This is a genomic window from Tumidithrix elongata BACA0141 (assembly GCF_036349135.1).
Taxonomy (GTDB): Bacteria; Cyanobacteriota; Cyanobacteriia; order Pseudanabaenales; family Pseudanabaenaceae; genus Tumidithrix; species Tumidithrix elongata.
This window is the reverse complement of the sequence record NZ_JAZBJZ010000019.1, coordinates 32,724-58,781: the sequence shown is the minus strand read 5'-3', so window position 1 is coordinate 58,781 and position 26,058 is coordinate 32,724. Positions and strand designations below refer to the sequence as shown.

Sequence of the window (26,058 nt, the reverse complement as noted above, 5' to 3'; positions counted from 1 at the left end):
ACACAACTTCCCTCTCGACTTGGCTGCTGTTGATGTTGCTCCTGTGGCTCTAACTACTCCTGCGATCAACGGTTAATTCATTCGATAGTTTAGTCTCTGATTAGAAAAATAAAAAAGCTCTCCGAAAGGAGGGCTTTTTTGTAATGTCAGGGATGGAATACAATAAGCGATCGCTTTTTTCTGCTGTTTCCTTATTGATCGCGATTGCGTGCCACTTTGGCTGAGTGGTAGGTCGCACCGTCATCGTAGTTGATTTTAGTGGTTTGTTAGCTGAGTTAAGGCATTAAAGTTATTTGAGGGGGAAGTCGATTACAAATAACGGTAGTGCTCAAGATGTAATGATAGAGAGGTAGAGTTTCTTGGTACGGCTCTCTCACTAGAATCGCTCGTGTAGTAGTAAAAGTCTCTGAATGCTGCAAACCTCCGTCAATGAAAAATATGCTCAGGTGCCTCGTAAGTTACAGGTGTCATCAAAAAAAGGGCGACTGACGATTCAGTGTGATGAGTTATGGTCTTTAGCAGATCGCATTTAGCCTTTCCCATCCAAGGGTTTAGCCTATGCCAAACGAAGTCTATTTGGGAATTTTAATCACGATCGTCAGTCCATGCAGGTAGGTGAAGTAATTGGATACACCATTCTCTTGGACTACGGTAAATCCTTTTTGCTTAAATTCGAGCGACTTGACCGAAAGAGGAGCCTCTAGTCCGCCTTCTGGTTTCACCACAATCGGAATTGGCTTATCAATTTTTGCAGTCAATTTTGGATCGTGAAATAAAAAATATCCAGCACCAAGACCGATCGCCACACCAGCAGCAGCCGTGAGGAAATATTTGAGCATAGGGACTAATTTCGTATTTTTCCCCACCATACAATAATTCTTAAGCCTCGTAAATCAGCTCATTTTAAACTGCGGCATGAATCATCAAAGTATGAAGTGCTTATTGACATCAGGAGGGAAAACGATCCGCAAATTTAAGCTACTCGAATTCATCAAGAGATTACCACTACTAAATTAGATGGACTTTCTGAGTCATAACAGCAGTATTGCAAGTTGGATAGTTTAAAATCAGAAAAAAGGGCACAGTTATGAATACATCTGTGAAGACAGCCAAAGTCTATGACGAAATCATCGACTTTATTGCTGCTGGTACTACTCCCCAAAGCGTCATTGATTTTCGCCTCTCTGAAACCGCACAAGAACGTTTAGAGGACTTAATCTACGGTGCTAAAAACAATGAGCTTACAAAAGAAGATAAGCAAGAGTTAGATCGCTTTTTAACACTAGAACACATTATGACTCTAGCCAAAGCCAAAGCACATAAGCTCTTGCTCACCAACGCTGGAACTAAGCAAAATGCATAGACCATATATTCGTGTTGAACTGCGTCGTTTAGTCATTGAACGAGCCGATCGCCTCTGTGAATATTGCTTGATTTCTTCAGTAGATAGATCGTCTGGCTGTCAAGTCGATCACATCATCAGTGTTAAACATGGTGGAGCCACAACACCCGACAATCTTTGTTATGCCTGTACATTCTGCAACCTGCAAAAAGGAACAGATCTAGGCTCTATTAACTGGCGCAATGGAGAGCTTGTCAGGTTCTTTAATCCCCGCAGAGACTTTTGGGGAGAACACTTTCAACTAAATGGGGCAGTGATTCAATCAACTACAGATATTGGCGAAGTGACCGCACGGATTCTTGATTTCAATAACGACGAACGCATTCTAGAGCGAGAAACATTGATAGAAATCGCTCGATATCCCATAGCTGCCGCACAAAAAAGAATGAGCAAATAGTTCATCAAAATATGAAACGCTTACTGATTTTAGGCGGAACAGGCGACGCGATCGCTTTAGCAGACAAAGCCACAAAGATTCCAAAGCTTGAAACGATCAGTTCTCTCGCAGGTCGCACGCAAAACCCGATCGCACCCATAGGAAATGTCAGAATAGGCGGATTTGGTGGAGAGGATGGACTCACAGCCTACTTGCAAGACAACCACATCGATTTACTGATTGACGCTACCCATCCCTTTGCCGCCCAGATTTCCGCCCATGCTGCCACCGCCACCGCTACCTGTGGAATCCCGCATCTCATCCTCGTTCGTCCCCCATGGCAAAAGCAAACAGGCGATCGCTGGATTGAAGTTGAAAGTCATACTGCCGCTGCCCAAGCCTTATCCGAATTTGCAGGAAATTCTCCAAAGCGCGTCTTCCTCACGATCGGCAGACAGGAACTCGCAGCCTTTGCCGATCTCGATTCCATTTGGTTCTTAATGCGCGCGATCGATCCACCTGCCGCCAACGTTAAAGTTCCTCATGGCAAGCTGCACTTGAAACGAGGCCCATTTACCCTCGAAAGCGAACGCAGTCTGCTGATCGAATATCAGATCGATGCGATCGTCAGCAAAAATAGTGGTGGCGATGCCACCTGTGCCAAGATCGTTGCTGCTAGAGAATTAGGAATTCCCGTTGTTATCATTCAACGCCCACCGATCCCATCCGTCGAGCAGGTTGATAGTGTAGACACAGCGATCGCATGGCTAATGGAACAACTTGTCCAATGAATCTCCTGCGCACAAGCAAGGAGACTTTCAGATTCTCTTCCCTTATTTAGGGGGATCTGGGGGGATCGTATCGCCTTGGCGTATAAACCCAAACCTTTCCATCCTTACGTGAAATGGTGCGGGTCTGACTCGAACCAATAATAATCAGGGTTCGCATATCGGCATCTTCGGGCTTAAAATTGCCGAGCGTGCAGACTTGAACCGCTTGCTTAGGTCTACCAAGATTACGAGCCAATACCACAGGCGTTTCAGGCGATCGCCGCTGCAATAAAATCTCTTTTGCTTTGCCTAACTGCCAAGTCCGCTGTTTTGAAACGGGATTGTAAAAAGCGATCGCAAAATCTGCCTCAGCCACTGCGGCAATTCTTTGCTCGATTACCGACCAAGGCTTGAGCAGATCGGAGAGGGAAATTGCACAAAAGTCATGCCCAAGGGGTGCACCCACCTGAGCTGCCGCCGCCTGCATCGCAGAGATGCCAGGTTCGACACGAATATCAATCGGTTCCCATTCGGGTTTGGCTTCCTGTTCCAACACCTCAAATACCGCTGCTGCCATCGCAAAAATTCCAGGGTCGCCAGAGGAAACCACAGCGACGGATTTTCCTGTGGCGGCGAGGTCAAGCGCAAATCTGGCTCGATCTAGTTCTTCGCGGTTATCTGAGTCGTGACGTTGTTGCCCAGCATGTAAGGAACCTGCTAAATCGAGATAGAACTTATAGCCGACCCAATCCGTTGCCGATCGCAGGACGGCTTTCACTTCAGGCGACATCCATTCTGGCTTGCCTGGTCCCGTACCGACAATCGTGAGTTTACCTCGCGATGCCGTTGCACCGTTTGTAGGATGATAGACTAAACAATTAGGCGTGGGCGGAACAATTTCTTCCGTGACACGAATGAGCAATTCACCATCGTCGGTAATCGGTAGCTTGCTTTGGCGCAACCAAGGGGCTTCTCCCTCTAAGCGCAGGGTTGCACCAGCGAGTAGATCGGCAATAAACTTCTTGGCATCCTCTGGATTTGCCAGCCTATATCCCTGTGGAGGATTCAGCAATGTCGTGCGAAATCGGATATCTCCCGTTGTCGTAATTGCGGGTTCAATCCCCAGCGCGTCAGCAATTTGACGCGCTAGATCGTTCACGCCATGCAAACCGCCCAGTAAAGGCACAACAGCACTGCCATCTTCGGCAACGGCTAAGACGGGTGGCTCAGAACGCTTATCGGTCAAAAGCGGTGCGAGGGTACGAATCAGAATGCCTGCGGCACAGATACCCACAATTGGTGTTCCTTTAGCAAACAGTTCCCGTAGCGTTTCGCCGAAATCGCTGAAGCTGATATCCACACCCTCTGTTCGCCCCACCAAGCCATAGAGAATGGAATTGGGTAGAGCAGCCATGAATTGCCTTGCTGTGGGAACGCTATTTTGCCCAAGCACCACGACTGCAAGCGTTGGAAAGACAGGATCTGAAGGCTTCATGACACTGACTTTTGTTGACTGGGGATCACAACTAGCGACCAATAGGGAACTTCGGCGGGATCGACTTCCGCGATCGCTACAATTCTTTGATTTGGCATCGTCGCCCGTTCGATATACAGTGCCCTTGAGAATAATCCCAACTCTACGAGGACATCCCGCACTTTACTGAAGTGACGACCTAGTTTGATGATCACTGCACAGTCAGCAACCGCAAGGCGATCGCGTAAAACTTCGGCTGAGAGCGTCGCAGGCATAATGCTCAATACATCATCGCGATAGGTCAAAGGAACTCCCAATGCCGATGCACTCGCCATTGTAGAAGAAATTCCTGGAACGACTTCTGTTTTAAACTGCCCTGACAAGCGATTAAATAGATACATAAAGGAGCCATATAGAAATGGTTCTCCTTCACACAGGACTGCCACATCTTGACCGTTACTGAGATAACCTGCCAATTTTTCGGCAGCTAGATCGTAGTAGGGTTGAGAAGAGCGAACTGGACTAAAGGGCAGGGGCAAGGGAATTTCGATTTGATCGGCACGCAGACAGTCGGCGACGATCGCTCTCGCTAACACCTTACCATTTTCCATGGTGGGATAGGCAATCACGGGTACTGATTGTAAAATTCGATAGGCTTTGAGTGTGATCAGCTCTGGATCGCCCGGACCAATCCCCAAGCCATAGAGGCGACCTGTTTGAGGAGTGCGATCGTGCTCTCCATCAGCAGCATTTATCTCAGGATTTATCTCTGGATCTATCTCGGAGTCGATCATTATGAATTCTCACTTGTTAATGCATTTACAATTTCCTTGCCGACTTCTCTGGAATCGTCACGATCGCTCAATCCCAAATTAAAGAGTTCCTGCAACTGGGGAATAGAATAACCATCTACAAACTGTCTGAAGGATGGACTAAACGGCGTTTGGGGCGACAGATTTACATCCGGCGATCGCTGCTGTTGATACACCTGCAACATCCGTTCCACAACCACAGGAATTTCCTCGACGGGCACTGCTCGCAATAGCGGTCGTCCAAAGGATGAATTCAGGAATTTATCTCTTGCTCCCACATAAATGTCATAGGCTTCGAGCGATCGCTCCTCCTTGACAATCTCAGTTCCCACCAAGGCAATGTCACTGTGCCGATACTGAGCGCAGGACTTAGTACAACCACTAAAATGAATCTCGATCGGTCGATCTAGGCTCACTTGAGACTCTAAAGTTTTCACGAGTTCTAGAGCATGGTCTTGGGTATGGGTCGCGGCTGACGCACAGCCCCCTCGTCCCGTACAGGAAACCATGGCACTATCTAAGCGCGTAGCTGACCAGTGCAGCCCCAAGTCAGCAATCTCTGTTTGTAGAGCCAGTAGGCGATCGCTGGGAATATTTGCGATCAGAATATTTTGCCAAGGGGTTAACCGCAATTCCCCACCACCATAGGTTTGCGCTAGCACTGCTAAGCGACGTAACTGGGAAGATGTGACGCGCCCAAGGGGCAAGGCAATTCCCAAATAAAACAGGTTTGGCTGAGATTGGGCGTGACTACCAAGATGCGCGAAGGGTTTGTCAAAGGATTCGTCAGCGATCGCCTCTGGGGAAGCTTCACTCCTTGTTAGAGGAAAAGATAGAAGTTGTTGCACCCGTTCCAAATAATGCTCTACGCCCCAATCGGATAAAAGATGGCGCAGACGGGGCTTACGATTGCTGGGATAGGCTTCACGTTTCAGATCGATATAGTCCAGATACACTTGAGCGAGGGCGGCTAACAGAGACACCGTTCGCTCTGGCGGGATCGCAACGTTTGTCATGCCTGTGCGATCGGCTTCTACATTCAAATGTAGCCGAAACAAAATCCCTGAAGCATCGCCCAATTCCTGATTATTTATTTGCTCGGCTTTTTGCTCGGCGACGAAGGTAATATCATTGCGAAGATGTCGGACTGAAACGGATTCCCCGCCATCAAAGCAAACACTAAACTTAGGGGATAGGTTGACTAGTTCGAGGTGGGTTTGCAAATAGTCATCCCAAGCCTTTACCAAAGGACGAACATCAAGCAGACTCTGGGGATCGATCCCTGCCGTAGGACTTATCATCATATTGCGAATCGGATCGATGCCGATCTCGCGAGGCGCTAAACCCAAGGTTTGTAAGTGGCGAAAGCTTTCTGGGGCGATCGCTGTCTGAACCCCTCGAATTTGGAGATTGGCGCGATTGGTCACTTGGACATAACCATCCCCATAGCGCTCGGTCAGGTCGGCGATCGCTTCACACTGCGGCTGGTCGAGAATTCCTCCCACAACCCGCATACGCATCAAAACGCCATCTTTGGCAACGGAACCATAAAATAAGCCTGGGCAGATTGGTAATTTCGCGTTTATATCAATCTGCAATTCGGGTATTTGTTTAGAATGTGACAACGAACTATCTCCTCCCTGTGCGACGCAGGGAACTAAGATTCAAACATTAAGCATCAAACACTTAGAGGATCGGCATTCTGGCTTTTACAGTTGCGGCACAGCGTCGGAATCACACCAAACTTTCCCGTCCCCCAGTCTTTGAAACCTATCACAAGCTGACTACCAAAAGCCTGCGATCGGCACTTTTCTTAACGAAATCTTGGGTCATATTGTAATTTTTCAGCCTTCACAGCAAGAAAACCAGAAATTCATCGGGTAGTTAGATGAACTTAATTTTTTGAGCGGCATATAAGCACATGCGTAAAAGCACCAAGCCTTCTTTAAAGTGGGCAATATTAGATTGTCCATAGGTGCGAGGCTGATACCTTACAGGCACTTCCACAATATGTAGACCTAGCTTTGCCGCCCCAAACAGCAAATCAAAGTCCCCAAATGGATCGAAGTCCCCAAAATAGCTGCGATTGGCGACGATGCGTTCGTAGTCAGAGCGCCATAACACCTTTGTTCCACATAGGGTGTCTTTGAGCGATTGTCCAAGTAAATATGAGAATGCCCTAGCAAAGAATTTATTCGCCAACGTATTCAACCAAGGCATCGCCTTTCCAGATCGAGGGTAAACTAGTCGAGAACCATTAATAAATTCGCCTCTACCCAGTGCGATAACTTGAACAAATTGAGGTAAGTCTTCGGGCTGAACAGTTAAGTCGGCATCGAGAATCATCAGAATGTCGCCCGTTGCCTCGGCAAATCCCAATCTCACAGCATCGGCTTTCCCCTTGCCTTTTTGCTGCATGATTTTAAAGGAGAACTGTCCGGAACCATTCTCTTCTTCCACTCTTTGCGTTTCAACAACAACTCGTTGAATCTCTTCCCAAGTATTATCTTGCGAGTGACCTTCCACAAAAATAATTTCTGTATGTTTGCCCAATGCAGGCATGCGATCTACAGCAGCTTGAATATTTCCTGCTTCATTTCGCGCTGGGATCACCACGGTTACTGAGTAGTTAGCGATCGCCTCGGTAGCGCTGGAAATTGAAGGGCGGGCAATAATATAGTTCGTGAGGTTGAGATTATCAATGATTGGCAGTTGGCAAATATAACGGTTGATAAAGTTCGCAAGCAACGGAATCCACTTTGGGAAAAGGAATCGCTTCCCAATCTTAACCGTACTATAACCAGTAACCATCAGTAAGTTCAGTACATCATGTTGGGAAAGCCAATTTTGTGGAGGTTGCGGACGTCGTTGTCCGATCAGTTCGGCAAAATGTAGAAGACCCTCCCATTGATAATTATGGAAGACAAGAACGATCCGCGTGCGCGGATGGCAAAAGGCTTGGAGGCGATCGAGTACTGACTGAATATCGTTGAGATAACCCAGAACCCCTGCTAGCAGAATAAAATCAAATTTCTCTGAGTTTAAATCTTCTGGTGTGAGAGTTTCGGCATCAAGACAGTAAAAACTTAAGCCAGAAGTCTGAGATTCCTGATGGCTGGTTTGAGACTTATCTTTGGCGATCTCAATAGCAGATGGGGAAAAGTCAATACCTACACCTAAGCTTGGCTTTACCGCAGCAAGTAGACTTCCCGTACCACAGCCAACTTCTAGGACTTTACTGCCCTTGGGAACCAAGTATTGGTGTAACTTTTGGATATCTCTATAGTAATAACGGTTGCGATCGCTCCACCGATCTAAATCAGGCGCAATTTGCTCAAAATATAACTGAATCTTGTCTTTAAACTTATCCATCAACTTAAAAATTATTCACTTATCTTGCACAAGCTTTGTAGAAACACGATTTTGAGTGTAACTCAATTCATCCCTTGCAAGACATTGATAAAATATGAATGAGCGATCGCCTAGGTTGTTTTACGGGCAGTTTTCAGTTTCTCCCTAATCACTTCTTACGTGAGATAGGGGCATAGCCTGTTCAAGTTTTAAATTCTTAACCTTGGAAATCTTCTTAAAAAATTGGGTTAATGGTTGTTTTGACATGGTTAACCCAATTCCTGAGAGTTAAATACACTTTTTCGGTAAACTAGAAAGTTACTTAACCGTTTTAAATTTTTACATTCAGGGGTAATCAAGCATTGCGTAAGATCGTCATTGCTGGCAACTGGAAAATGTACAAAACCCAGTCTGAAGCAAAAGCCTTTTTTGCTGAATTCCCAGCACAGCTTAACGCTACAGCAAAAGCCGCAAGCGTAACCAACCAGCAAATCCTTATTTGTGTCCCATTTACCGATCTAGCGATTTCGCAAGTAGTCGCAAGTTCGGTCACATCACCTAGCATCCATATCGGCGCCCAGAACCTGCATTGGACCGATTGTGGCGCATTCACCGGTGAAATTGCCGCCCCCATGCTGGTTGAATTGGGGATCAAGTTTGCGATCGTTGGTCATAGTGAGCGACGACAGTTTTTTGGTGAAACCGACGAAACGGTAAACAAAAGGTTAAAAGCCGCTCAAAAGCACGGTATCACTCCCATCTTATGTGTGGGAGAAAGCAAGCAACAACGTGATGCCAATGAAACCGAAGCATGGATCTTTTCTCAGTTAGAATATGGACTGAAAGAAGTCGATCAGCAAAATTTGATTATTGCCTATGAGCCAATCTGGGCGATCGGTACAGGAGACACCTGTGAAACTGCCGAAGCCAATCGCGTGATTCGTTTAATTCGCAGCAAACTGAGCAATCCTGATGTCACAATTCAGTATGGTGGTTCAGTAAAACCTGAGAATATTGACGAAATCATGGCACAACCTGAAATTGATGGTGTGTTAGTGGGTGGCGCAAGCCTTGATGCCACAGGCTTTGCTCGCATTGTCAACTACCAAAGTCCCTAAACCCATCCTGCAATATTCAAGCTTAACCACAGATACAGCACCCCAATAAAAACTTAACTCAAGAAAATTTGCTGTTAAAAAATTGACTTAATTTAGCATATTTTGTTAAGATGATGTGCTGTTGATTTACACTATAAAACCGCAAGCACAATAAACTTTTATGCCCACTATCCAGCAGCTCATTCGTAGTGAGCGCCAGAATACTAACCAGAAAACCAAGTCTCCTGCCCTCAAGAGCTGTCCCCAGCGCAGAGGCGTTTGTACGCGTGTGTACACCACCACCCCCAAAAAGCCCAACTCTGCCCTGAGAAAAGTAGCAAGAGTCCGCCTAACTTCTGGTTTTGAAGTAACAGCATACATTCCTGGTATTGGGCATAATTTGCAAGAGCACTCTGTTGTGATGATTCGCGGCGGTCGTGTCAAAGATTTACCCGGTGTGCGCTACCACATCATTCGCGGCACACTAGATACAGCGGGTGTCAAAGATCGCAAGCAAGGACGTTCTAAATATGGTGCTAAGCGACCTAAGCCCGGTCAGGCCGCTGCACCCGCCGGAAAGAAGAGATAGTCCATTCAAGGCTTATCATTCGCTCATCGTCGATACGTTAAAGCAAATGACAAGTGGCGAATATTCTCAAAGTGAAAGCTTTTCAATTACAACAAACTTAAACCTCATCACTCAGTAAAATGTCTCGTCGTACTAAAGTCGCCAAGCGCGTCACCCCACCTGATTCTGTCTATAACAGTCGCTTAGTTAATATGCTGATTAGGCGCATTATGACCCGTGGCAAGCTATCTGTTGCTACCCATATCGTTTATGAGGCACTGGATACTGTTGCGGAACGGACTGGTAGCGTTCCGATTGAGGTCTTCGATCGCGCTATTCGCAATGCCACTCCCCTCGTGGAAGTCAAGGCAAGACGGGTTGGTGGTGCAACATATCAAGTGCCCATGGAAGTTCGCAGCGATCGCGGTGTTGCCCTTGCCCTGCGTTGGCTAGTGCAATATTCTCGCTCTCGTCCCGGTCGGAGCATGGCAAGCAAGTTAGCCAACGAGCTAATGGATGCTGCCAACGAAACGGGTGCAACCATTCGCAAGCGTGAAGAAACCCACCGTATGGCTGAAGCAAATAAAGCCTTTGCTCACTATCGCTATTAATTCACTCTGTAGCACTTACCTAGTAAAGATTTATATCTTTGCGCTCCGTTAAGTTGCTATATTATTCTTAATACAAATTTTCAATTCCTGACAAATACGAGGAAACCGTCGTGGCACGAACCATTGCTCTAGATAAAGTACGCAACATTGGGATTGCAGCTCATATTGATGCTGGAAAAACCACTACTACAGAGCGTATTTTGTTTTACTCCGGTGTTGTACATAAAATGGGTGAAGTCCATGAAGGCACCGCAGTAACTGATTGGATGGAGCAAGAACGCGAACGCGGCATCACCATCACAGCAGCTGCGATCACCACAAGCTGGAAGGATCATAAAATCAACATTATTGATACGCCCGGTCACGTTGACTTCACGATTGAAGTCGAACGTTCCATGCGCGTTTTGGATGGTGTAATCGCAGTATTCTGCTCTGTTGGTGGCGTTCAGCCCCAGTCAGAAACTGTTTGGCGTCAAGCCGATCGCTATAAAGTGCCACGTATTGTATTTGTCAATAAGATGGATCGCACTGGTGCGAACTTCTACAAAGTTTACGGACAAATTCGCGATCGCTTGCGCTCAAATGCTGTCCCGATCCAAATCCCCATCGGAAGTGAAGCCGATCTGCGAGGCATTGTCGATCTCGTCAAGATGCGCGCTTACATCTATAAAGATGAAATTGGCAAAGATATTCTTGAAACTGACATTCCAGAAGAAGTACTTGACAAAGCCAATGAGTTTCGCACAAAGCTGATTGAATCTGTTGCTGAAACTGATGATGCTCTTACTGAAAAGTACTTAGAAGGGATTGAGTTAACTGAAGAAGAGATCAAAGCAGGCTTGCGTCTAGGCACGCTCAGAGGAACCATTGTCCCTCTTGTTTGCGGCTCTGCTTTTAAAAATAAAGGCGTACAGTTGCTTTTAGATGCAGTGATTGACTATCTTCCTGCTCCAATTGATGTACCTCCTATTCAAGGCACGCTACCAGATGGTAGCCTGACAACTCGTGAGGCAGATGATAGTGCCCCTATGTCTGCTTTGGCATTCAAAATTATGTCTGACCCCTATGGTCGCCTTACCTTCATCCGAGTTTATTCAGGTGTCTTAAAGAAAGGTTCCTACGTTCTGAACTCTAGTAAGAACAAGAAAGAGCGCATCTCTCGCTTGATTATTTTGAAAGCTGATGACCGTATTGAAGTCGATGAAATGCGTGCAGGTGACTTGGGTGCTGTGCTGGGGATGAAAGACACATTTACAGGTGATACGCTGTCGGATGATGCCAACCCAGTTATTTTGGAATCTCTATTTATTCCAGAGCCAGTTATCTCTGTGGCAGTAGAGCCCAAGACAAAGCAAGATATGGAAAAGCTATCCAAGGCTTTACAAGCCTTATCAGAAGAAGATCCTACATTCCGAGTCATGGTTGACCCTGAGACTAACCAGACCGTTATTTCTGGGATGGGTGAACTCCACCTAGAAATTCTCGTAGACCGTATGTTACGCGAATTTAAAGTCGAAGCAAACGTGGGCGCACCACAGGTTGCTTACCGTGAAACGATCCGTAAGGCTGTTAAAGCTGAAGGTAAGTTTATTCGTCAAAGCGGTGGTAAGGGACAATATGGTCACGTTGTGATCGAACTTGAGCCAACAGAGCCTGGAACTGGCTTCGAGTTTGTCTCTAAGATTGTAGGAGGTACTGTTCCTAAGGAATATATCAATCCTTCTGAACAGGGCATGAAAGAAGCCTGTGAATCGGGGATCATAGCGGGTTATCCTGTTATTGATTTAAGAGCAACCTTGGTTGATGGCTCCTATCATGATGTTGACTCTTCTGAAATGGCTTTCAAAATTGCTGGCTCAATGGCAATTAAGGAAGCTGTGATGAAGGCTGGTCCAGTCTTGCTTGAACCGGTGATGAAAGTGGAAGTCGAAGTGCCTGAGGACTTTTTGGGAGATGTGATTGGAGATCTCAACTCTCGTAGAGGTCAAATTGAGGGTATGGGCTCAGAACAGGGTATTGCTAAAGTATCATCGAAAGTCCCTCTGGCTTCGATGTTTGGCTATGCCACTGACATTCGATCCAAAACTCAGGGTAGAGGTATATTCTCTATGGAGTTTAGCCACTATGAGGAAGTTCCTCGTAGTGTTGCAGAAGCTATCATTGCCAAAAGCAAGAGCAAAGAGTAGTAAAAAAGTATCAAAGGAATAACAGAGTAAGGAATATAACTTAAATGGCACGCGCAAAGTTTGAACGGAACAAACCCCACGTTAATATTGGTACCATCGGTCACGTCGATCATGGTAAGACAACCCTAACTGCTGCAATCACAATGACTTTGGCAGCAAATGGTCAGGCAGCAGCAAAAAAATATGAAGACATTGATGCCGCACCTGAAGAAAAAGCGCGTGGCATTACCATCAACACAGCTCACGTAGAATACCAAACTGACGCACGTCACTACGCTCACGTTGACTGCCCTGGGCACGCTGACTATGTAAAAAACATGATTACCGGTGCAGCCCAAATGGATGGTGGCATCCTCTTGGTGTCAGCTGCTGATGGTCCTGAGCCTCAAACTCGCGAACACATTCTTTTGGCGCGTCAGGTAGGTGTACCCAATCTGGTCGTGTTCCTGAATAAAGAAGACCAAATGGAAGGCGAGGAAGAGTTGGTCGAGCTTGTCGAACTAGAAGTTCGCGAGTTGCTATCTTCCTATGACTTTGACGGTGATGCGATTCCGATTGTTAGAGGATCGGCTTTAAAAGCAACTGAAGCCCTAGCCTCTAATCCTAAAATCAAGAAAGGAGAAAATCCTTGGGTTGATAAAATCTACGCATTGATGGATGCTGTTGATGCGTTTATTCCAACCCCAGAGCGTGCAATTGACAAACCCTTCTTGATGGCAGTTGAAGACGTATTCTCGATCACAGGTCGTGGTACTGTCGCCACGGGTCGGATCGAGCGTGGCAAGGTCAAGATCGGTGACTCTGTGGAACTCGTCGGTATTCGTGATACCCGTAGCACCACTGTTACTGGTCTAGAAATGTTCCAAAAGACCTTGGAAGAAGGTCTCGCTGGAGATAACATCGGCGTTCTGATGCGTGGTATTCAAAAGCTGGATGTAGAGCGCGGCATGGTAATTGCTAAGCCCGGTTCGATCACACCCCACACCCAATTTGAAGCTCAGGTCTATGTTCTGACCGATAAAGAAGGTGGTCGCAAGACTCCTTTCTTCCCTGGCTATCGCCCTCAGTTCTACGTGCGTACCACTGACGTAACAGGTACCATCGTTACCTTTACGGCTGATGATGGCAGTGCTGCTGAAATGGTTATGCCTGGCGATCGCGTCAAGATGACCGTTGAGTTGATTAACCCGATCGCGATCGAAAACGAAATGCGCTTCGCTATCCGTGAAGGCGGTCGTACTGTAGGTTCGGGCGTTGTCACCAAGATCTTGAAGTAAATCTTCAAGTTGGTGACAAGCAAGTAACTTAGACTAATTTCTGAAAATAGATGGTGATTCTCTACTTAGAGCGATCGCCATCTATTTTTGTTTTAAGAGATCCTTTGTCAAATTTAGCTCTTATGGTCTTATAGCCTTGCAATCAAGTTAGAAATCTTTGCCACTAAAGATATAAAATTCGCAAAAATCGGCTAGAGTATGAAAGGATTATGAAAGCAAAATCTTTTTATGACTGCTGTGAAGTCTACAATTAAATCTGAAGCTGATTCTGAAAACACACCCGAAATTAATCCTAAAGTTAGCTTTGAGATGAATCCTGAGGTTGCATCGAATCATAACCTCAAAGATTCTTCATGGCTCAAATCAGAATACTTAAAAATTACTGTTGCTACGTTTCTAACGGTTTTTGTAGCTGAGTTGGGCGACAAGACCCAAATTACAATCCTGATGATTGCGGCACAGGCAAAGTCTCCCATTGTGGTGTTTTTAGGTGCGGCGATCGCTTTGGTCTTAACCAGCTTTTTAGGTGTGATAGCAGGTAAGTGGCTGCATCAGCATTTACCACCCAAATTACTCAACACCCTAGCAGGGTTTAGTTTCCTTTGCTTAGCTGTGGGCTTAGTCTGGGATGCTGTGAGGTAGGGGCAATTCATGAATTGCCCTTGAGGGATTGATGCTTATGCAGACATCGTAGGTTATTTTTGAGAGATCAACATGGACTGGCAGCTATTTTTTCTGAGTTTTGGCACAATTTTTTTATCCGAGCTAGGCGACAAAAGTCAGATCGCGACCATTGGACTAAGCGGGAACTCTGATGCACCCCGATATGTGTTTCTGGGTTCGTCCTTGGCTTTGTTACTGGCTAGTCTCATTGGCGTTTTGCTTGGGGATAGTGCATCGCAATTTTTGCCCACGAGATTGCTCAAAGCGATCGCGGCAATCATTTTTGCAGGAATGGCATTACGTTTGCTCATGGGTGAGCCAGAGGCTGACTCATAAATTTGACCCAGTAAGATCTACGCCCGATGAGCAGCGAGCAAAGCCGAACTAAATTCAATGAATCGGGCTGAGCTGAATCCTAACGTGGGTAGAATTCCACAATATCTTTTTTGATTTTGATATCAAAGTTTTCAAAAAAGTCATGCCCTAGTAACCCCACTTCAATGTGGTCTGAAACCGCCACAGGTACATCCGTTACCGTTGCCGTGCCTATAGAGATCGATCGCACAATCCCCACAGGAAATCGCACTTTGCTACCATCGGCAATGGTCGCATTCACGGCTCCTACAGCTTGAAGTTGTAGAGAATAAGCCATCTGTGCGGTAATTAGGGTTCCTGAAGCTCCCGTATCTAAAACCATTTCATAGGTCTGATTGTTATTGAAGGTGACATCAATGATCGGTGTACCGTGATCTCGTCGTTTAATTCTTGCCTGAATCACACCACCACTAGTAACGGTTGATGAAGGCTGAGTCTGCGATCTCTGCTGCGAACCGTTGTTACACAGTCCACCCAAGTTAATTTTTCTACCTTTGGAGTCCACCATAAAGCAACCGTCGCTCTCTTGAGCCATGGCAGTCTGGTGAATAAAAAGCTCGCTCGCTGTAAGTACAGATATACCCAAGCAAGCGATCGCTCCTAACCTAGCTAAAATTTTCATGTTGATGCTTTGAACCCTATTGCTAATGTAGCAGTCTTAACTCTGTGTGCAACGAATTTAAGTCTGTGGGAGCCAACTTATGGAGCCAATGATTCAGAAAGCCCATTTTTTGCGGAGAGCCAGTTTTGGTGGCACGCTGGATGAGTTACACAGTGACACAAGACCCGATGCGCTACTGGGGCATTGGTTGCAACAAAGTCCTGCGATCGCTGTGCCGAGTCTGGGTGGTGTCATCAAAGGTAAAGGAAGGGGAAAACAGGTACGCGAATTTAGTCGATGGTTACTCACCCAACTTACCTCAGCCCCCAATCCGCTCCACGAAAAAATCACCAACGTTTGGCGCGATCATTTTGTCGTTGCCTTGCGAAAGGTGCAATTTCCGCAGTTTCTCACTGATTATGAACAGCGACTGAGAACCTATGCCCTAGGAGACTTTCAAGAACTGTTATGGCAAGTCACCACCAGTCCTGCCATGCTGAGTTATTTAGATAATGCCCAAAATCAGGCCGACAAAATCAACGAAAATTACAGCCGCGAGGTGATGGAGTTATTCACGATCGGGCGGGGGCAGTATACAGAAAAGGATATTCAAGAAGGGGCGCGATCGCTGACAGGCTGGCTGATCAAACCCAATCGGGGAGCGGGAACTGCCGAGGCTTTATTTTTGCCCCGTCGTCACGATCGCGGCGTCAAAACCTTTTTGGGACGCACGGGCAATTTCAAAACCGAAGATGTGGTCGAGATTTTGGCGAATCATCCCAGTACGGCACGAGCAATCGGGAGCAAACTCTGGAGTACTTTTGCCTATAACGATCCTGAGCCTGCGATCGTCGATCGCTTAGCTAATGTTTATACGCAAAACAAGCGCAGTATTCGCGCTGTGGTGGAGGCAATCTTTAACAGCCCTGAATTTTATAGCCCCAAAGCCTATCGCAGTCATATCAAAACTCCGATTTACTTTATTGTTGGTAGTCTCAGACAGCTTCAGATCAAAGTCGATTATGACAAGCTACAGGGAAGTTTACGTGCGATGGGGCAATCTCCCTACAATGCGCCGAGCGTCAAAGGCTGGTTGGGGGATTCGGGTTGGTTAACTGCACCTTCTTTATTAACAAGGCTCAATCTCGCCCAGCAACTGACAAAAGACTATGGCGATGATGGTGGGTTTGACTTTAATCCCGATCGCTTTTCCAACTCCGATCTGGTGACCCTGTTATTAGACGGTCAAGCCGATCCCAGTCTGGTGAGTTCGTTTTCGGGACTATCTCCACGCGAAGTCACAGCCCTGCTCCTATCGTCACCTACCTATCAATTGGCATGAGGAATATGGCTATCGGTAACTGGTTATTGGTTATCGATACTTTTGTAATTTGCACTGACAACTGACAACTGAAATTCTAAACCGATGAAAAGACGAAATTTTTTGACTTTGGTGGTGGGCGCAGCAGTTCTGACTGCTTTAGAACCAAGTTTTGGGCGTAGTAGCGAGGCGAAGACGCTACTGGTGATTGAGTTGGCGGGTGGGAATGACGGCTTAAATACCTTTATCCCCTATAAAGATTCCAATTATTTCAAACTCAGACCTAGCTTGGGAATCAAGGATGGCATTCCGATCTCAAGTACGGTTGCGCTGCATCCCGCACTCAAGGAGCTAAAGCCAATTCTAGATAGTGGCAGGCTTGCTGTCGTACAAAACGTCAGCTATCCCAACCCCAGTCTGTCTCATTTCCGTTCCAAAGATATTTGGCAGAGTGGCAATCCTCAGGGGGCGGCGGAAACAGGCTGGCTTGCCCGATATTTAGAATCTGTAAACGCAAATACCCAAGATGCGATTTTTTTAGGAGAAGAGTATCCCTTGGCCTTGACAGGCAGTCGCGATCGCTTCTTACAACTATCCCCAAATCTCGCTGTGCGCAGTAGCGGTAAATTTGGGCAGGCAATTGCCGCCATGTATGCCACACCACAGACCAGTCCTCTAGCAGAACAGGTACGCCGCTCTGTGATCGAGAGCGAACAAGCAGTCAAAAAACTCGCCCAAGATCTCGATCGCCGCGTGGACAATCATGGCTATGCTAAAACCGCGATCGGGCGACAATTTGCCCTTGCAGGCAAGGTTCTAGAGGCAAATCCGAAAGTGCTGTATTTAGGAATTGGAGGCTGGGATACGCATACAGGTCAGGCACGCCGACAACAACAGCTTTTGGAACAATTGGGCTTAGGTTTGGCGGCGCTGAATCGAGATTTAATTTCTAGGGGCATGGACAAAAATGTCTTGATTATGGTGCAAAGCGAATTTGGGCGGCGACCCGCTCAAAATGGCTCAGGTGGAACCGATCACGGCACAACGGGTCCCGTAATTTTGTTGGGAAAAGTGCGATCGGGGCTATATGGCGGAAATCCAGCTTTGGATAGTTTGGAGAAAGGAAATTTACCCATGAAGATAGATTTTCGCAGTGTTTACTCCGAAATCCTCAGCCAATGGGATCGCGTCGATCCTAAACAAGTGCTAGCTCAAGATTTTGCAAAAGTTGGTTTTCTTGCTTGAAAATCAGTGGTCAAAACATTTCAACAAGTATGAGAATTAATGCAGTACGATAGTTTTCTGTACCTTAAGCGTTAGCTTATTACCGAGGATTGGGAAATGGTAATTGCAGTCTCCAAACCGTTGACATTAGAGTTTTTTTTCTTATAAAGCCACCAACGACATTAAACGGTATTTAGCTGTTGATACGCTTGGTTTTCCTTTCTGCATCCACTGCACGAAAGCCAGTGTATCTGACAATCGAGGGTTAATCGAGATGTTTGAAGAAATATGGATTATTTTCAACCTAAACCAGTGAATATCCCCAAGATTACAGTCATGGTGGATCATGGTTATGATCCTAAACATTTGACTACATAACTAGAGAAGATCTATCCACAAATTATGACTAAGATCAGATTTAATGTTTCCCCAAAAATTTCAAAAGAGGAAAGGGTAGCACAAGGGAAATCTGGTTTTGTTAGCATTCTCATGCGTTGGATTGTTGAAAGATCCAATACTTGGATGGAGAGATGTAAAAGCCTTGTCAAGAACGTTAACGGAACTTTAGCTAATGCTGAGACTAGGCTCAATCTCTGCTTTTTCAGACTTATGCTTAAACGCCTTGTGCCTGCTTCCTAAGATATCAAATGGGTTCTATATGACAATCTGAAAAAACCTTACAATTCTCGTAGGATTTTGAATCGTACGTGATTGAGAGCGAGTTCTCCAATAGAGAAGGGCTGCGGACGAATGGTTTCAAAGGTAATACCCTTGCCGATTTCGACGTGATACCAAGGTAAGCCCATAAACCAGCGCGTGGGATAGGGACGTTCGCCTGTATCATCGGGATTAGATTCCATTGGGAACCAACCAAAGCCAGGAATATAAAACTCAATCCAGACGTGATTGTAATATTGGTGCAGGATGACATTTTGTTGATCGGCATAGGGAGGACATTTATATCGACCCACGGTGCGACAGGCAATTCCATTCAATCTTGCTAATGCCAAAAGCAATCCCACATACTCGCCACAAGAACCCGTGCCGCGCTCTAAAACTACGTCAGGGCTATCGATATAGGGCTGCATTCGATAGGAGAGTTTGTCATAGACATATTCTCGAATCTTGAGCATTTGTCGAATGATATTTGTCTCTCCACCCACGGCTTCCCTAGCAGCAACTTTAATCGCAGGGATATCCATTCCCAACCCATCATCGTCGATTAGGTAAAGGCTCTGCATTTCTGAAGATAGCGGCGGTAAGCTTTCTACCTCCTCTGGTTTGAGTTCGTATTTAATCCCATGCAGCTCTAAGGTAGCTTTCCAACCAAATAGCTTCGCTTCCTCTGCTTTGAGATCGCCAATTTTAAAGACAGCGATGCGTTGCCCATCTTTAACTTCTTCTTCAAAGGGCATTCCCATGGGAACGACAGAGAGCAATTTTTGGCGATCGGTATCATCGGGTAAAGCGATGCGCCAAGTCAGATCGAAGACGTCCTGAGGCTCATCTGCTGAAGCTTCCTCAAGGTAGACCATCTCGACTAAATAGCCATTAGATAGCGTGTGGCGAGCCTTACTGGCTACTTGCGTGATTTGCAGTTGGTGAATAAACGTGCGATCGCGTACTTGTACTGACAAAGGATCTGGATCGTTGGGATTATCGCGAATGTAAAACTCATCATCGGTGTAGACGACATAGAGATCGTTCTCACAAAAGCCGATACCAGATGGGTTGGCAAAGGGGGTGAGGGCGCGAAACTTAATTTCACCTGTTTTGGCATCCAGACAATAAACGGTTTCCTCATTGCGATCGCTGACCCACAACTCATCATTACGCAGAGTGAGGGACTCCACACCACTACCGGGTGTGGGAATGGTGCGCAGCAAGCTTCGGGTCGTGCGTCCGACTACAAAAATCTTTTCAGCAGAGCGCGAACTGATGTAAACGCCTCCTTCGGATACGGCAATTCCTTCGATGGGCTGAGGCAGTTCCATAAAGGGTTGAAGGTCGAAATCAACCATATTGCAGTAGTAAATTGTGTTGCCCCGCACTACCCAGAGAATTCCTGCATTGATCGCAAAGCCTGTAGCATCCCGAAAGTCCAGAGCTGTGTGGGCATTTAGAACGGTGGCACTTTCTGTAAAGGGATCGATCTTGAGCAAATGTCCTTGATAGGCATCAAGGGCGATCGCATATGGTTTGCCATCTGGGGCTTCAACCTGCCACACCAAACCATAAAGGGTATACGCCCCAGCAGGATGAATTGTTCTAGGCAAAGCAGATATCATGTATGTTCCTCTTCCTGATGGGATTGATTGGAAGTCAACAGCCGAAATATAACATTAAACTTCAGTTGTTCAGTTGCCAATTGTCAGCGATCGGTTGTCAGCTATCAGTTGTCAGTTGTCGGTTTCAGTGGCAATCCCCAAAATACCGATAACCAAGTACCAATTAACCATCAATCTGTGCTGCTCTCTGTAGCTTGCTACTCAGTTGCCAACTTAAAAACAGAATCACAAAAATTTGCCCTAAAAATCCCAACGTTACATCTAGTTGTGATGCATAGGGAAGTGCTATCCAAGGAAACCCCAAAAATTGCCATAGAGCAGGGGCATTTGCAGGACGAATCGACAAAATTGACAGGATGATGGGTGGTAGGGAGAATAGGGCGATCGTAGTTCCTGCTGCCCAAATTTCAGGTCGGCGCATCTTACCCAATAAAATTAGCTGGATCAAGACAGCGTAGATCATAATGATGCAAGTTTGCGATGCCAAAATGAAAAATGCTTGAGTGTATTCCTTCGTTGTAGTTTGCCAACTGGTATATATCCAAATCAAAAGGATGGTATGGGTAATCAAGATATTGACAGCGATCGCTACAGGGGCTGGACTCTTTTCTGCCCATACTAGATCTCGTAACAGATAACCCCAAGTATTACTTTGCTGCGATGAATTCTGTGTGGAATCTCGATCGTTTCTAACGGTCATTCGGGTTAAAGCGCTATAGCGAGCCCAATCGAGCAAAGACTGGCGATTAGGGGACAAGGTAGAAATCAGCCCAAAAAAGAAAGCTAGATGAAAAATATGTAAAGCGATTAGTGTGGCAATATTGGATAAATTTGAATTATCGAAGCGATAGGTATTTCCCTGTACGAAAAAGCCCATTACAAACAATTCCACATAGGCAGATAGCACGTAGCTTTGCTGCTTACTCAAAATCGTGGCAGAGGGATTATGAAAACGCCGTTTGAGCAACTGCCAGATTCCCAAAGTCACAAATAGTAAGTTGAAAAAGATGAACAAGTGAGCAACGGGCAAATATCTCGCGATCGGTAAATAGAACCACTGAAAATTTGCAGCTTTGATTTCACTTCCTGTCAACACAAAACCAAACTGACTCCATATCGTATTTAAGTTCCAAGCAAAAAATATGGGAGTGAAAATGGTGAAAGTCAAAAAAGTGTAAAGAATTGCATTGATCGATTGCTCCCCAATATTTAAGCGGGAGTTACTCAAAAAGGCAACAAGCAGTGCCCCACTAAACAAACAAGCACTGGTAGTAATAAGAATGAGATAGTAGCTCAGCATAAAGCCCCATGAGACGCCTCCCCCTGCTGCTGTAATCAAATGCAGAGGTACGATCAGCAAAATACTGATGTAGGGCAAAATGGGGACGCCCAAAATTTTGCCGATCAGAATACTTGCGCTCGATCGCGGGCTGAGCCGAATAAAGTTGAGCGTACCTTTGCGCTCTTCTTGGGTGAGATCGGCAATCAGACTAAACACGCCCGATAGAAATAGCACATAGGGAATGCCCCATGTAATAATCCGAAACTGATACAGCCACCATGTCTGCCAGTCGCGAATCCAGCAATACCTTGAGGAGTTACAGATGTCACTAGGTAGTTGTTGGCTAAAAAATAGGACTAGCAAGAACTGCACGAGGACTGAGGCAATAATTGCTACGGCAAGCGTACGCGGCTTCAGTCTGCCCCTAAACTCGCGCAATAGCTGTGGATTCCAGTTACCGACTCGATCTAGCCAAGTGATTGCTGTCATGGATTTCTCGATTTAGACATTAGGTTTAAACGTTGGGACGGTCGAAAGAATTTGCGAACATATCCGTCCAGACACAATTCAAATCTGGGAATGCCAATATTGAGAATGTATCATTTAGTCTTGCCACACAAGCTGCATGTTTTCGACCCACAGGTGACATTTTGATGATTTCTCCATCGATTAATAATTCCACGCGATCGCTTGGAGAGAAAATGCCCGTTTCGGCAATTTGGTGATACTGATGCACTGTGAATTTGTGCTTGAACTGTTGCTTGAGCTGTTGCTCCAACATATAGGCAGTCATCTGCTTTCTCCTATCTGTGCTTGGATGCTTCTTACTTAGAGATACCAATGGCTCGTGCTCTATCAGTAGGCTCATTATTCTATTCTACTTTTCGGGATTTCTCTGGTGAGGTATGAACCCATAAGTGAATAAGCTTAAAACCCTTACTCTTCGACAGAGTATTCAAGACGAAAACTTCTAAATGCTCTGGCTGCTTCAGGCAGCAACTCTATATACCAGTAGCCTTTCACTTCATCGGGAAACCAACTGACTATTGCAAGTCCTGGTTGCCTAAATTTCTCTTCGGAGCCAAAGAACTTGCAAAATTTCTTACCTATAAGTCCGATCTGTCCGCTTGAGTCACCCTTATATTCAGCACTTTCAGATAGCTCTTGGGTACGCAAGCGACGATTGTCTTCCATAAAGTAACAATGCTGATACAGCTTTTCTAAAATTGCCTGATGTCCAGGGTTCAAATCTTTATAAATCGCCCGAAATGCTTCAAGATATTCCTCCTCAGAGGGAATGTATCGCTCTTTATATTCCATAGGAATGTAATTCTCCTAGCAAATAGATGAATAAAAAATCGTAGCTGCAATAATTGGGACTGTTGGGACTTTTGGGACTTTTTAATTCGGTCAATCTCACCTATTAATAATGCAATTGCTTTACGCTTTATCTGGAATTCACAACGGAATATAGTATCAAGTGCAAGTAGTAGCTCGATAGATATTGACGATCTAGAGTGCGCTCAAAATATTATGTTACGTCGGACTGTTCAATGGCGATCGATTCCAGCAATTAAATCTAAAATCCCAAGACCCTTAAATTGCAAGGCTTTTAAAAAGCTAAAAGCTAAAAGCTAATCGCTAAATGCTATAAAAGCTATAATACCAGTCTTCTAAATCATCAAACCCTAAAAAATCACTCAGCTTATGTGTGGAATTGTTGGTTATATCGGCGATCGCTCTGCCAATGAAGTATTGATCTCGGGCTTGCGCAAACTTGAATATCGGGGCTACGACTCGGCAGGTGTTGCCACAATTCCTAAAGGCTTGCCAGAGTTGCATCGCACCCGCGCCAAAGGCAAACTGATTAACCTAGAAGAAAAATTAGCCCAAGAAGATATCATCTACGCTTCTCAAATTGGTATCGGACATACGCGCTGGGCAACCCACGGTAAACCCGAAGAACATAACGCTCACCCCCACACCGATATGTCGGATCAGTTGGCAGTAGTGCAAAACGGCATTATCGAAAACTATCATGCCCTGCGTCAAGAATTAAAGGAACGAGGACATGAATTCGTCACAGAGACCGATACAGAAGTCATTCCCCATCTGATTGCGGAATACTTAGAGCAAACCAGAGGCAAAATCAGAACCGAACATGCACCCGCAGCCCCCACTAGCCCAGAGCTAATGGAAGCTGTGCGCCTAGCGGTAAGCCGACTCGAAGGTGCCTTTGCGATCGCAGTCGTTCATGCCGACTATCCCGATCAAATTATCGCCGTTCGCCAACAAGCTCCCTTGGTGATTGGACTAGGCAAAGGAGAGAACTTCTGTGCTTCCGATACCCCTGCCTTGGTGTCATATACCCGCACAGTTCTGGCGCTTGACAATGGCGAAATTGCCCGCTTAACCCGCGATCGCGTCGAGATTTTTAACTTTGCAGGCGATCGCCAACGTCGCAGCCCTCAAACCCTCAACTGGAATCCTGTGATGGTTGAGAAACAAGGCTTCCGCCACTATATGCTCAAAGAGATTTATGAACAGCCGGGCGTAATTAGAGCAGGATTGGCTAGCTATGTTTCTGATGCGGGTTGGGTAAATTTGGGCTTGACACCAGATTTTCTCAAAGGAATCGATCGCGTGCAGATTCTTGCCTGTGGTACGAGTTGGCATGCAGGACTAGTTGGCAAATATCTATTGGAACAGGTGGCGAATATTCCCACCAGCGTTCAATATGCGTCAGAGTATCGCTATGCGCCACCGCCTGTAATTCCCAATACCCTCGTCATTGGTGTGACCCAATCTGGGGAAACTGCTGATACCCTCGCAGCTTTAGAGCTGGCAAAATCACGGGGCGATCGCTGTTTGGGGATTACCAATCGCACTGAAAGTTCCATTAGCCGCATTGCCGACCAGATTCTCGATACCCAAGCAGGAATTGAAATTGGCGTAGCAGCGACCAAAACCTTTGTTGCCCAGCTCCTGATCTTCTATCTACTCACCCTAGAGCTAGGCATCAATCAACAATCGATTAGCGAAGCCAAGGCACAAAACTTAATTGAAGGTTTACGCCAACTCCCCGCCCAAATCGAACGCATTCTCGAAAGTCAAGAACGCTATATCGAGCAACTAGCCCACACCTTCGCCCACACCAAAGACTTTATCTATCTCGGTCGTGGCATCAACTTCCCGATCGCTTTAGAAGGTTCGCTCAAGCTCAAAGAGATTAGCTACATCCATGCTGAGGGCTATCCTGCGGGTGAGATGAAACACGGACCGATCGCCTTGCTCGATCAAGATATGCCTGTGGTGGCGATCGCTACACCTGGTACTGTTTATGAAAAGGTGCTCTCGAATGCCCAAGAAGCAAGAGCCAGAGAAGCGCAATTGATTGGGGTGGCTCCGATTGACGATCCTGTCGCCGTTGACACCTTCGATCATCTCCTTCCCATTCCCGTTGTGGATGAAATCCTCTCGCCGATTCTTACCGTAATTCCCTTGCAACTGCTTGCTTATCACATCGCGGCTCACAAAGGCTTAGATGTAGACCAGCCAAGGAACCTAGCAAAAAGTGTTACAGTGGAATAGACGAAATAGATTTACCCTATGCCCGCCAAAGATATTTTTCATGACTGCGTGAAAATAGCCCTTATTAAAGACGGGTGGTCGATCAGCCACGATCCTTATAGTTTAAAGGTTGGCAGAAAAGATCTGTTTATCGATCTCGGAGCCGAAAAATTAATTAGTGCAGAGAAAGGTTCTCAAAAGATCGCAGTTGAAATTAAAAGCTTTGTCAGTCCTTCAGAAATTCAGGATCTAGAAAATGCGTTAGGTCAGTACATTCTTTATCACAATGTTCTAAGTAGAATAGAACCCGATCGCGTTTTATATCTGGCAATTCGAGAGGCGGTTTTCTGTAAACTATTTGAGCAAGAGATTGGGCAAATTCTTTTAGAAAACAAGGTTCTTAAACTTTTAACGTTCAACCCAGAAACTGAGGTAATTGAAAAATGGATCGACTAGATAGATACCGTCAAATTATCCGCACCGTACTTAAACCCTATACGGATATCCGCTACGCGAATGTGAATGTCAAAAACCGTTCTGCCTTTGATACTGAAACAGATCAGTATATTATTCTTTCAGAAGGATGGGATAAGCTTCAGCATCTTCATGGTGTCTTGATCCATGTTGAGATTATTGATAGTAAGGTTTGGATTCAGGTGGATGGCACAGAGGATGGCATCGCTCAAGAACTACTCCAGTCTGGCGTTCCTAAAGAAGACATTGTGCTAGGATTCCATGAGCCGTCAATTCGTCCACTTACGGGATTTGCGGTTGCTTAGGTTTTATTCTCAGCTATTTTTCTCAATTCGT

25 protein-coding genes, 3 pseudogenes and 1 riboswitch are annotated in these 26,058 nt (G+C 45.8%); of the genes and pseudogenes, 18 read left to right on the top strand and 10 right to left on the bottom strand.

Annotated features, from left to right (window positions below):
- Both V2H45_RS25555 and V2H45_RS06985 read left to right on the top strand, forming a co-directional pair.
- Nucleotides 1-76 (top strand): annotated as a pseudogene (locus V2H45_RS25555) (photosystem II protein D1); the annotation flags it as partial.
- Between the two features lie 337 nt (nucleotides 77-413).
- Nucleotides 414-515 (top strand): annotated as a pseudogene (locus V2H45_RS06985) (IS1 family transposase); the annotation flags it as partial.
- Between the two features lie 57 nt (nucleotides 516-572).
- Here V2H45_RS06985 and V2H45_RS06980 read toward each other — a convergent pair.
- A complete protein-coding gene (locus V2H45_RS06980) occupies nucleotides 573-839 on the bottom strand; it encodes a hypothetical protein (RefSeq protein WP_330482905.1) in 267 nt (88 codons plus the stop codon).
- 248 nt (nucleotides 840-1,087) lie between these two features.
- Here V2H45_RS06980 and V2H45_RS06975 point away from each other — a divergent pair, with 248 nt between their 5' ends.
- The 3 genes from V2H45_RS06975 to V2H45_RS06965 are packed head-to-tail and all read left to right on the top strand — an operon-like array spanning nucleotide 1,088 to nucleotide 2,569.
- Nucleotides 1,088-1,363, top strand: a complete 276-nt coding sequence (locus V2H45_RS06975) for a hypothetical protein (protein WP_330482904.1) — start codon at nucleotides 1,088-1,090, stop codon at nucleotides 1,361-1,363.
- On the top strand, nucleotides 1,356-1,799 hold the full coding sequence (locus V2H45_RS06970) for an HNH endonuclease (RefSeq protein WP_330482903.1): 444 nt from the start codon (nucleotides 1,356-1,358) through the stop codon (nucleotides 1,797-1,799). The genes V2H45_RS06975 and V2H45_RS06970 overlap by 8 nt, the downstream gene beginning before the upstream one ends.
- 11 nt (nucleotides 1,800-1,810) lie before the next feature.
- Nucleotides 1,811-2,569 (top strand): cobalt-precorrin-6A reductase, encoded by a 759-nt coding sequence (locus tag V2H45_RS06965; protein ID WP_330482902.1) that lies wholly within the window; start codon nucleotides 1,811-1,813, stop codon nucleotides 2,567-2,569.
- A 46-nt stretch (nucleotides 2,570-2,615) separates the two neighbouring features.
- On the opposite strand, the gene cobJ is transcribed toward V2H45_RS06965, so the two are convergent.
- The 4 genes from cobJ to V2H45_RS06945 form a co-directional block, all read right to left on the bottom strand.
- Entirely contained in the window at nucleotides 2,616-4,043 is a 1,428-nt protein-coding gene (gene cobJ / locus V2H45_RS06960) for a precorrin-3B C(17)-methyltransferase (RefSeq protein WP_330482901.1), read from the bottom strand.
- Nucleotides 4,040-4,816: a precorrin-2 C(20)-methyltransferase gene (locus tag V2H45_RS06955; protein WP_330482900.1), complete on the bottom strand. Its 777-nt coding sequence runs from the start codon at nucleotides 4,814-4,816 to the stop codon at nucleotides 4,040-4,042. The genes cobJ and V2H45_RS06955 overlap by 4 nt, the downstream gene beginning before the upstream one ends.
- Complete coding sequence (gene cobG / locus V2H45_RS06950; protein ID WP_330482899.1) at nucleotides 4,816-6,459, bottom strand: precorrin-3B synthase; 1,644 nt, start codon at nucleotides 6,457-6,459, stop codon at nucleotides 4,816-4,818. Before cobG ends, V2H45_RS06955 begins: the two co-directional genes overlap by 1 nt.
- 62 nt (nucleotides 6,460-6,521) lie before the next feature.
- Nucleotides 6,522-6,593: riboswitch (adenosylcobalamin-variant (AdoCbl-variant) riboswitch) on the bottom strand.
- A 125-nt stretch (nucleotides 6,594-6,718) separates the two neighbouring features.
- Nucleotides 6,719-8,206 carry a glycosyltransferase gene (locus V2H45_RS06945; RefSeq protein ID WP_330482898.1) on the bottom strand — a complete coding sequence of 496 codons (1,488 nt, stop codon included), beginning with the start codon at nucleotides 8,204-8,206 and terminating at the stop codon, nucleotides 6,719-6,721.
- 341 nt (nucleotides 8,207-8,547) lie between these two features.
- On the opposite strand from V2H45_RS06945, the gene tpiA reads away from it, so the two are divergent.
- The 7 genes from tpiA (at nucleotide 8,548) to V2H45_RS06910 (ending at nucleotide 14,923) form a co-directional block, all read left to right on the top strand.
- Nucleotides 8,548-9,303 carry a triose-phosphate isomerase gene (gene tpiA / locus V2H45_RS06940; RefSeq protein ID WP_330482897.1) on the top strand — a complete coding sequence of 252 codons (756 nt, stop codon included), beginning with the start codon at nucleotides 8,548-8,550 and terminating at the stop codon, nucleotides 9,301-9,303.
- Between the two features lie 160 nt (nucleotides 9,304-9,463).
- Nucleotides 9,464-9,871: a 30S ribosomal protein S12 gene (gene rpsL / locus V2H45_RS06935; protein WP_330482896.1), complete on the top strand. Its 408-nt coding sequence runs from the start codon at nucleotides 9,464-9,466 to the stop codon at nucleotides 9,869-9,871.
- Between the two features lie 119 nt (nucleotides 9,872-9,990).
- Entirely contained in the window at nucleotides 9,991-10,461 is a 471-nt protein-coding gene (rpsG, locus tag V2H45_RS06930; RefSeq protein WP_330482895.1) for a 30S ribosomal protein S7, read from the top strand.
- 110 nt (nucleotides 10,462-10,571) lie between these two features.
- Nucleotides 10,572-12,647, top strand: a complete 2,076-nt coding sequence (fusA, locus tag V2H45_RS06925; RefSeq protein WP_330482894.1) for an elongation factor G — start codon at nucleotides 10,572-10,574, stop codon at nucleotides 12,645-12,647.
- Between the two features lie 44 nt (nucleotides 12,648-12,691).
- Nucleotides 12,692-13,924: an elongation factor Tu gene (tuf, locus tag V2H45_RS06920; protein WP_330482893.1), complete on the top strand. Its 1,233-nt coding sequence runs from the start codon at nucleotides 12,692-12,694 to the stop codon at nucleotides 13,922-13,924.
- A gap of 228 nt (nucleotides 13,925-14,152) precedes the next feature.
- Nucleotides 14,153-14,566: a TMEM165/GDT1 family protein gene (locus V2H45_RS06915; protein WP_330482892.1), complete on the top strand. Its 414-nt coding sequence runs from the start codon at nucleotides 14,153-14,155 to the stop codon at nucleotides 14,564-14,566.
- 72 nt (nucleotides 14,567-14,638) lie between these two features.
- The gene (locus V2H45_RS06910; RefSeq protein WP_330482891.1) at nucleotides 14,639-14,923 is read left to right on the top strand and encodes a TMEM165/GDT1 family protein; all 285 of its coding nucleotides are present in this window, start codon (nucleotides 14,639-14,641) and stop codon (nucleotides 14,921-14,923) included.
- Nucleotides 14,924-15,002: 79 nt separating this feature from the next.
- On the opposite strand, the gene V2H45_RS06905 is transcribed toward V2H45_RS06910, so the two are convergent.
- Nucleotides 15,003-15,584 carry a retropepsin-like aspartic protease family protein gene (locus V2H45_RS06905; RefSeq protein ID WP_330482890.1) on the bottom strand — a complete coding sequence of 194 codons (582 nt, stop codon included), beginning with the start codon at nucleotides 15,582-15,584 and terminating at the stop codon, nucleotides 15,003-15,005.
- Nucleotides 15,585-15,663: 79 nt separating this feature from the next.
- Between V2H45_RS06905 and V2H45_RS06900 the strand changes: the two genes are divergently transcribed.
- The 3 genes and pseudogenes from V2H45_RS06900 (at nucleotide 15,664) to V2H45_RS25550 (ending at nucleotide 18,747) form a co-directional block, all read left to right on the top strand.
- Nucleotides 15,664-16,905, top strand: a complete 1,242-nt coding sequence (locus V2H45_RS06900) for a DUF1800 domain-containing protein (protein WP_330482889.1) — start codon at nucleotides 15,664-15,666, stop codon at nucleotides 16,903-16,905.
- An 84-nt stretch (nucleotides 16,906-16,989) separates the two neighbouring features.
- Nucleotides 16,990-18,129, top strand: a complete 1,140-nt coding sequence (locus V2H45_RS06895) for a DUF1501 domain-containing protein (RefSeq protein ID WP_330482888.1) — start codon at nucleotides 16,990-16,992, stop codon at nucleotides 18,127-18,129.
- A gap of 160 nt (nucleotides 18,130-18,289) precedes the next feature.
- Nucleotides 18,290-18,747, top strand: a pseudogene (locus V2H45_RS25550) (transposase).
- Between the two features lie 38 nt (nucleotides 18,748-18,785).
- Here V2H45_RS25550 and V2H45_RS06890 read toward each other — a convergent pair.
- The 4 genes from V2H45_RS06890 to V2H45_RS06875 all read right to left on the bottom strand — a co-directional run bounded on the left by V2H45_RS06890 (nucleotide 18,786) and on the right by V2H45_RS06875 (nucleotide 22,998).
- Nucleotides 18,786-20,396: a transglutaminase domain-containing protein gene (locus V2H45_RS06890; protein WP_330482887.1), complete on the bottom strand. Its 1,611-nt coding sequence runs from the start codon at nucleotides 20,394-20,396 to the stop codon at nucleotides 18,786-18,788.
- Between the two features lie 163 nt (nucleotides 20,397-20,559).
- The gene (locus tag V2H45_RS06885) at nucleotides 20,560-22,167 is read right to left on the bottom strand and encodes a hypothetical protein (protein ID WP_330482886.1); all 1,608 of its coding nucleotides are present in this window, start codon (nucleotides 22,165-22,167) and stop codon (nucleotides 20,560-20,562) included.
- A 25-nt stretch (nucleotides 22,168-22,192) separates the two neighbouring features.
- Complete coding sequence (locus V2H45_RS06880; RefSeq protein ID WP_330482885.1) at nucleotides 22,193-22,471, bottom strand: Uma2 family endonuclease; 279 nt, start codon at nucleotides 22,469-22,471, stop codon at nucleotides 22,193-22,195.
- 143 nt (nucleotides 22,472-22,614) lie between these two features.
- A complete protein-coding gene (locus V2H45_RS06875; RefSeq protein WP_330482884.1) occupies nucleotides 22,615-22,998 on the bottom strand; it encodes a hypothetical protein in 384 nt (127 codons plus the stop codon).
- Between the two features lie 387 nt (nucleotides 22,999-23,385).
- Between V2H45_RS06875 and glmS the strand changes: the two genes are divergently transcribed.
- Genes glmS through V2H45_RS06860 form a run of 3 tightly spaced genes read left to right on the top strand, consistent with a single transcriptional unit; the run spans nucleotide 23,386 to nucleotide 26,027 of the window.
- On the top strand, nucleotides 23,386-25,269 hold the full coding sequence (glmS, locus tag V2H45_RS06870) for a glutamine--fructose-6-phosphate transaminase (isomerizing) (protein ID WP_330482883.1): 1,884 nt from the start codon (nucleotides 23,386-23,388) through the stop codon (nucleotides 25,267-25,269).
- A gap of 18 nt (nucleotides 25,270-25,287) precedes the next feature.
- Nucleotides 25,288-25,704: a XisH family protein gene (locus V2H45_RS06865; RefSeq protein ID WP_330482882.1), complete on the top strand. Its 417-nt coding sequence runs from the start codon at nucleotides 25,288-25,290 to the stop codon at nucleotides 25,702-25,704.
- Nucleotides 25,692-26,027, top strand: coding sequence for a XisI protein (locus V2H45_RS06860; protein WP_330482881.1), 336 nt, complete (start codon nucleotides 25,692-25,694; stop codon nucleotides 26,025-26,027). The genes V2H45_RS06865 and V2H45_RS06860 overlap by 13 nt, the downstream gene beginning before the upstream one ends.
- The last annotated feature ends 31 nt before the right edge of the window (nucleotides 26,028-26,058 follow it).

Coding starts and splice junctions, on each gene's coding strand:
- cobJ (WP_330482901.1), bottom strand. CDS start 4,043: ATGAAGCCTTCAGATCCTGTCTTTCCAACGCTTGCAGTCGTGGTGCTT.
- V2H45_RS06980 (WP_330482905.1), bottom strand. CDS start 839: ATGCTCAAATATTTCCTCACGGCTGCTGCTGGTGTGGCGATCGGTCTT.
- V2H45_RS06955 (WP_330482900.1), bottom strand. CDS start 4,816: ATGATCGACTCCGAGATAGATCCAGAGATAAATCCTGAGATAAATGCT.
- V2H45_RS06865 (WP_330482882.1), top strand. CDS start 25,288: ATGCCCGCCAAAGATATTTTTCATGACTGCGTGAAAATAGCCCTTATT.
- V2H45_RS06900 (WP_330482889.1), top strand. CDS start 15,664: ATGGAGCCAATGATTCAGAAAGCCCATTTTTTGCGGAGAGCCAGTTTT.
- V2H45_RS06965 (WP_330482902.1), top strand. CDS start 1,811: ATGAAACGCTTACTGATTTTAGGCGGAACAGGCGACGCGATCGCTTTA.
- V2H45_RS06890 (WP_330482887.1), bottom strand. CDS start 20,396: ATGATATCTGCTTTGCCTAGAACAATTCATCCTGCTGGGGCGTATACC.
- V2H45_RS06970 (WP_330482903.1), top strand. CDS start 1,356: ATGCATAGACCATATATTCGTGTTGAACTGCGTCGTTTAGTCATTGAA.
- rpsL (WP_330482896.1), top strand. CDS start 9,464: ATGCCCACTATCCAGCAGCTCATTCGTAGTGAGCGCCAGAATACTAAC.
- V2H45_RS06885 (WP_330482886.1), bottom strand. CDS start 22,167: ATGACAGCAATCACTTGGCTAGATCGAGTCGGTAACTGGAATCCACAG.
- V2H45_RS06860 (WP_330482881.1), top strand. CDS start 25,692: ATGGATCGACTAGATAGATACCGTCAAATTATCCGCACCGTACTTAAA.
- V2H45_RS06915 (WP_330482892.1), top strand. CDS start 14,153: ATGACTGCTGTGAAGTCTACAATTAAATCTGAAGCTGATTCTGAAAAC.
- tuf (WP_330482893.1), top strand. CDS start 12,692: ATGGCACGCGCAAAGTTTGAACGGAACAAACCCCACGTTAATATTGGT.
- V2H45_RS06945 (WP_330482898.1), bottom strand. CDS start 8,206: ATGGATAAGTTTAAAGACAAGATTCAGTTATATTTTGAGCAAATTGCG.
- V2H45_RS06880 (WP_330482885.1), bottom strand. CDS start 22,471: ATGACTGCCTATATGTTGGAGCAACAGCTCAAGCAACAGTTCAAGCAC.
- glmS (WP_330482883.1), top strand. CDS start 23,386: ATGTGTGGAATTGTTGGTTATATCGGCGATCGCTCTGCCAATGAAGTA.
- V2H45_RS06910 (WP_330482891.1), top strand. CDS start 14,639: ATGGACTGGCAGCTATTTTTTCTGAGTTTTGGCACAATTTTTTTATCC.
- V2H45_RS06895 (WP_330482888.1), top strand. CDS start 16,990: ATGAAAAGACGAAATTTTTTGACTTTGGTGGTGGGCGCAGCAGTTCTG.
- rpsG (WP_330482895.1), top strand. CDS start 9,991: ATGTCTCGTCGTACTAAAGTCGCCAAGCGCGTCACCCCACCTGATTCT.
- V2H45_RS06975 (WP_330482904.1), top strand. CDS start 1,088: ATGAATACATCTGTGAAGACAGCCAAAGTCTATGACGAAATCATCGAC.
- V2H45_RS06875 (WP_330482884.1), bottom strand. CDS start 22,998: ATGGAATATAAAGAGCGATACATTCCCTCTGAGGAGGAATATCTTGAA.
- V2H45_RS06905 (WP_330482890.1), bottom strand. CDS start 15,584: ATGAAAATTTTAGCTAGGTTAGGAGCGATCGCTTGCTTGGGTATATCT.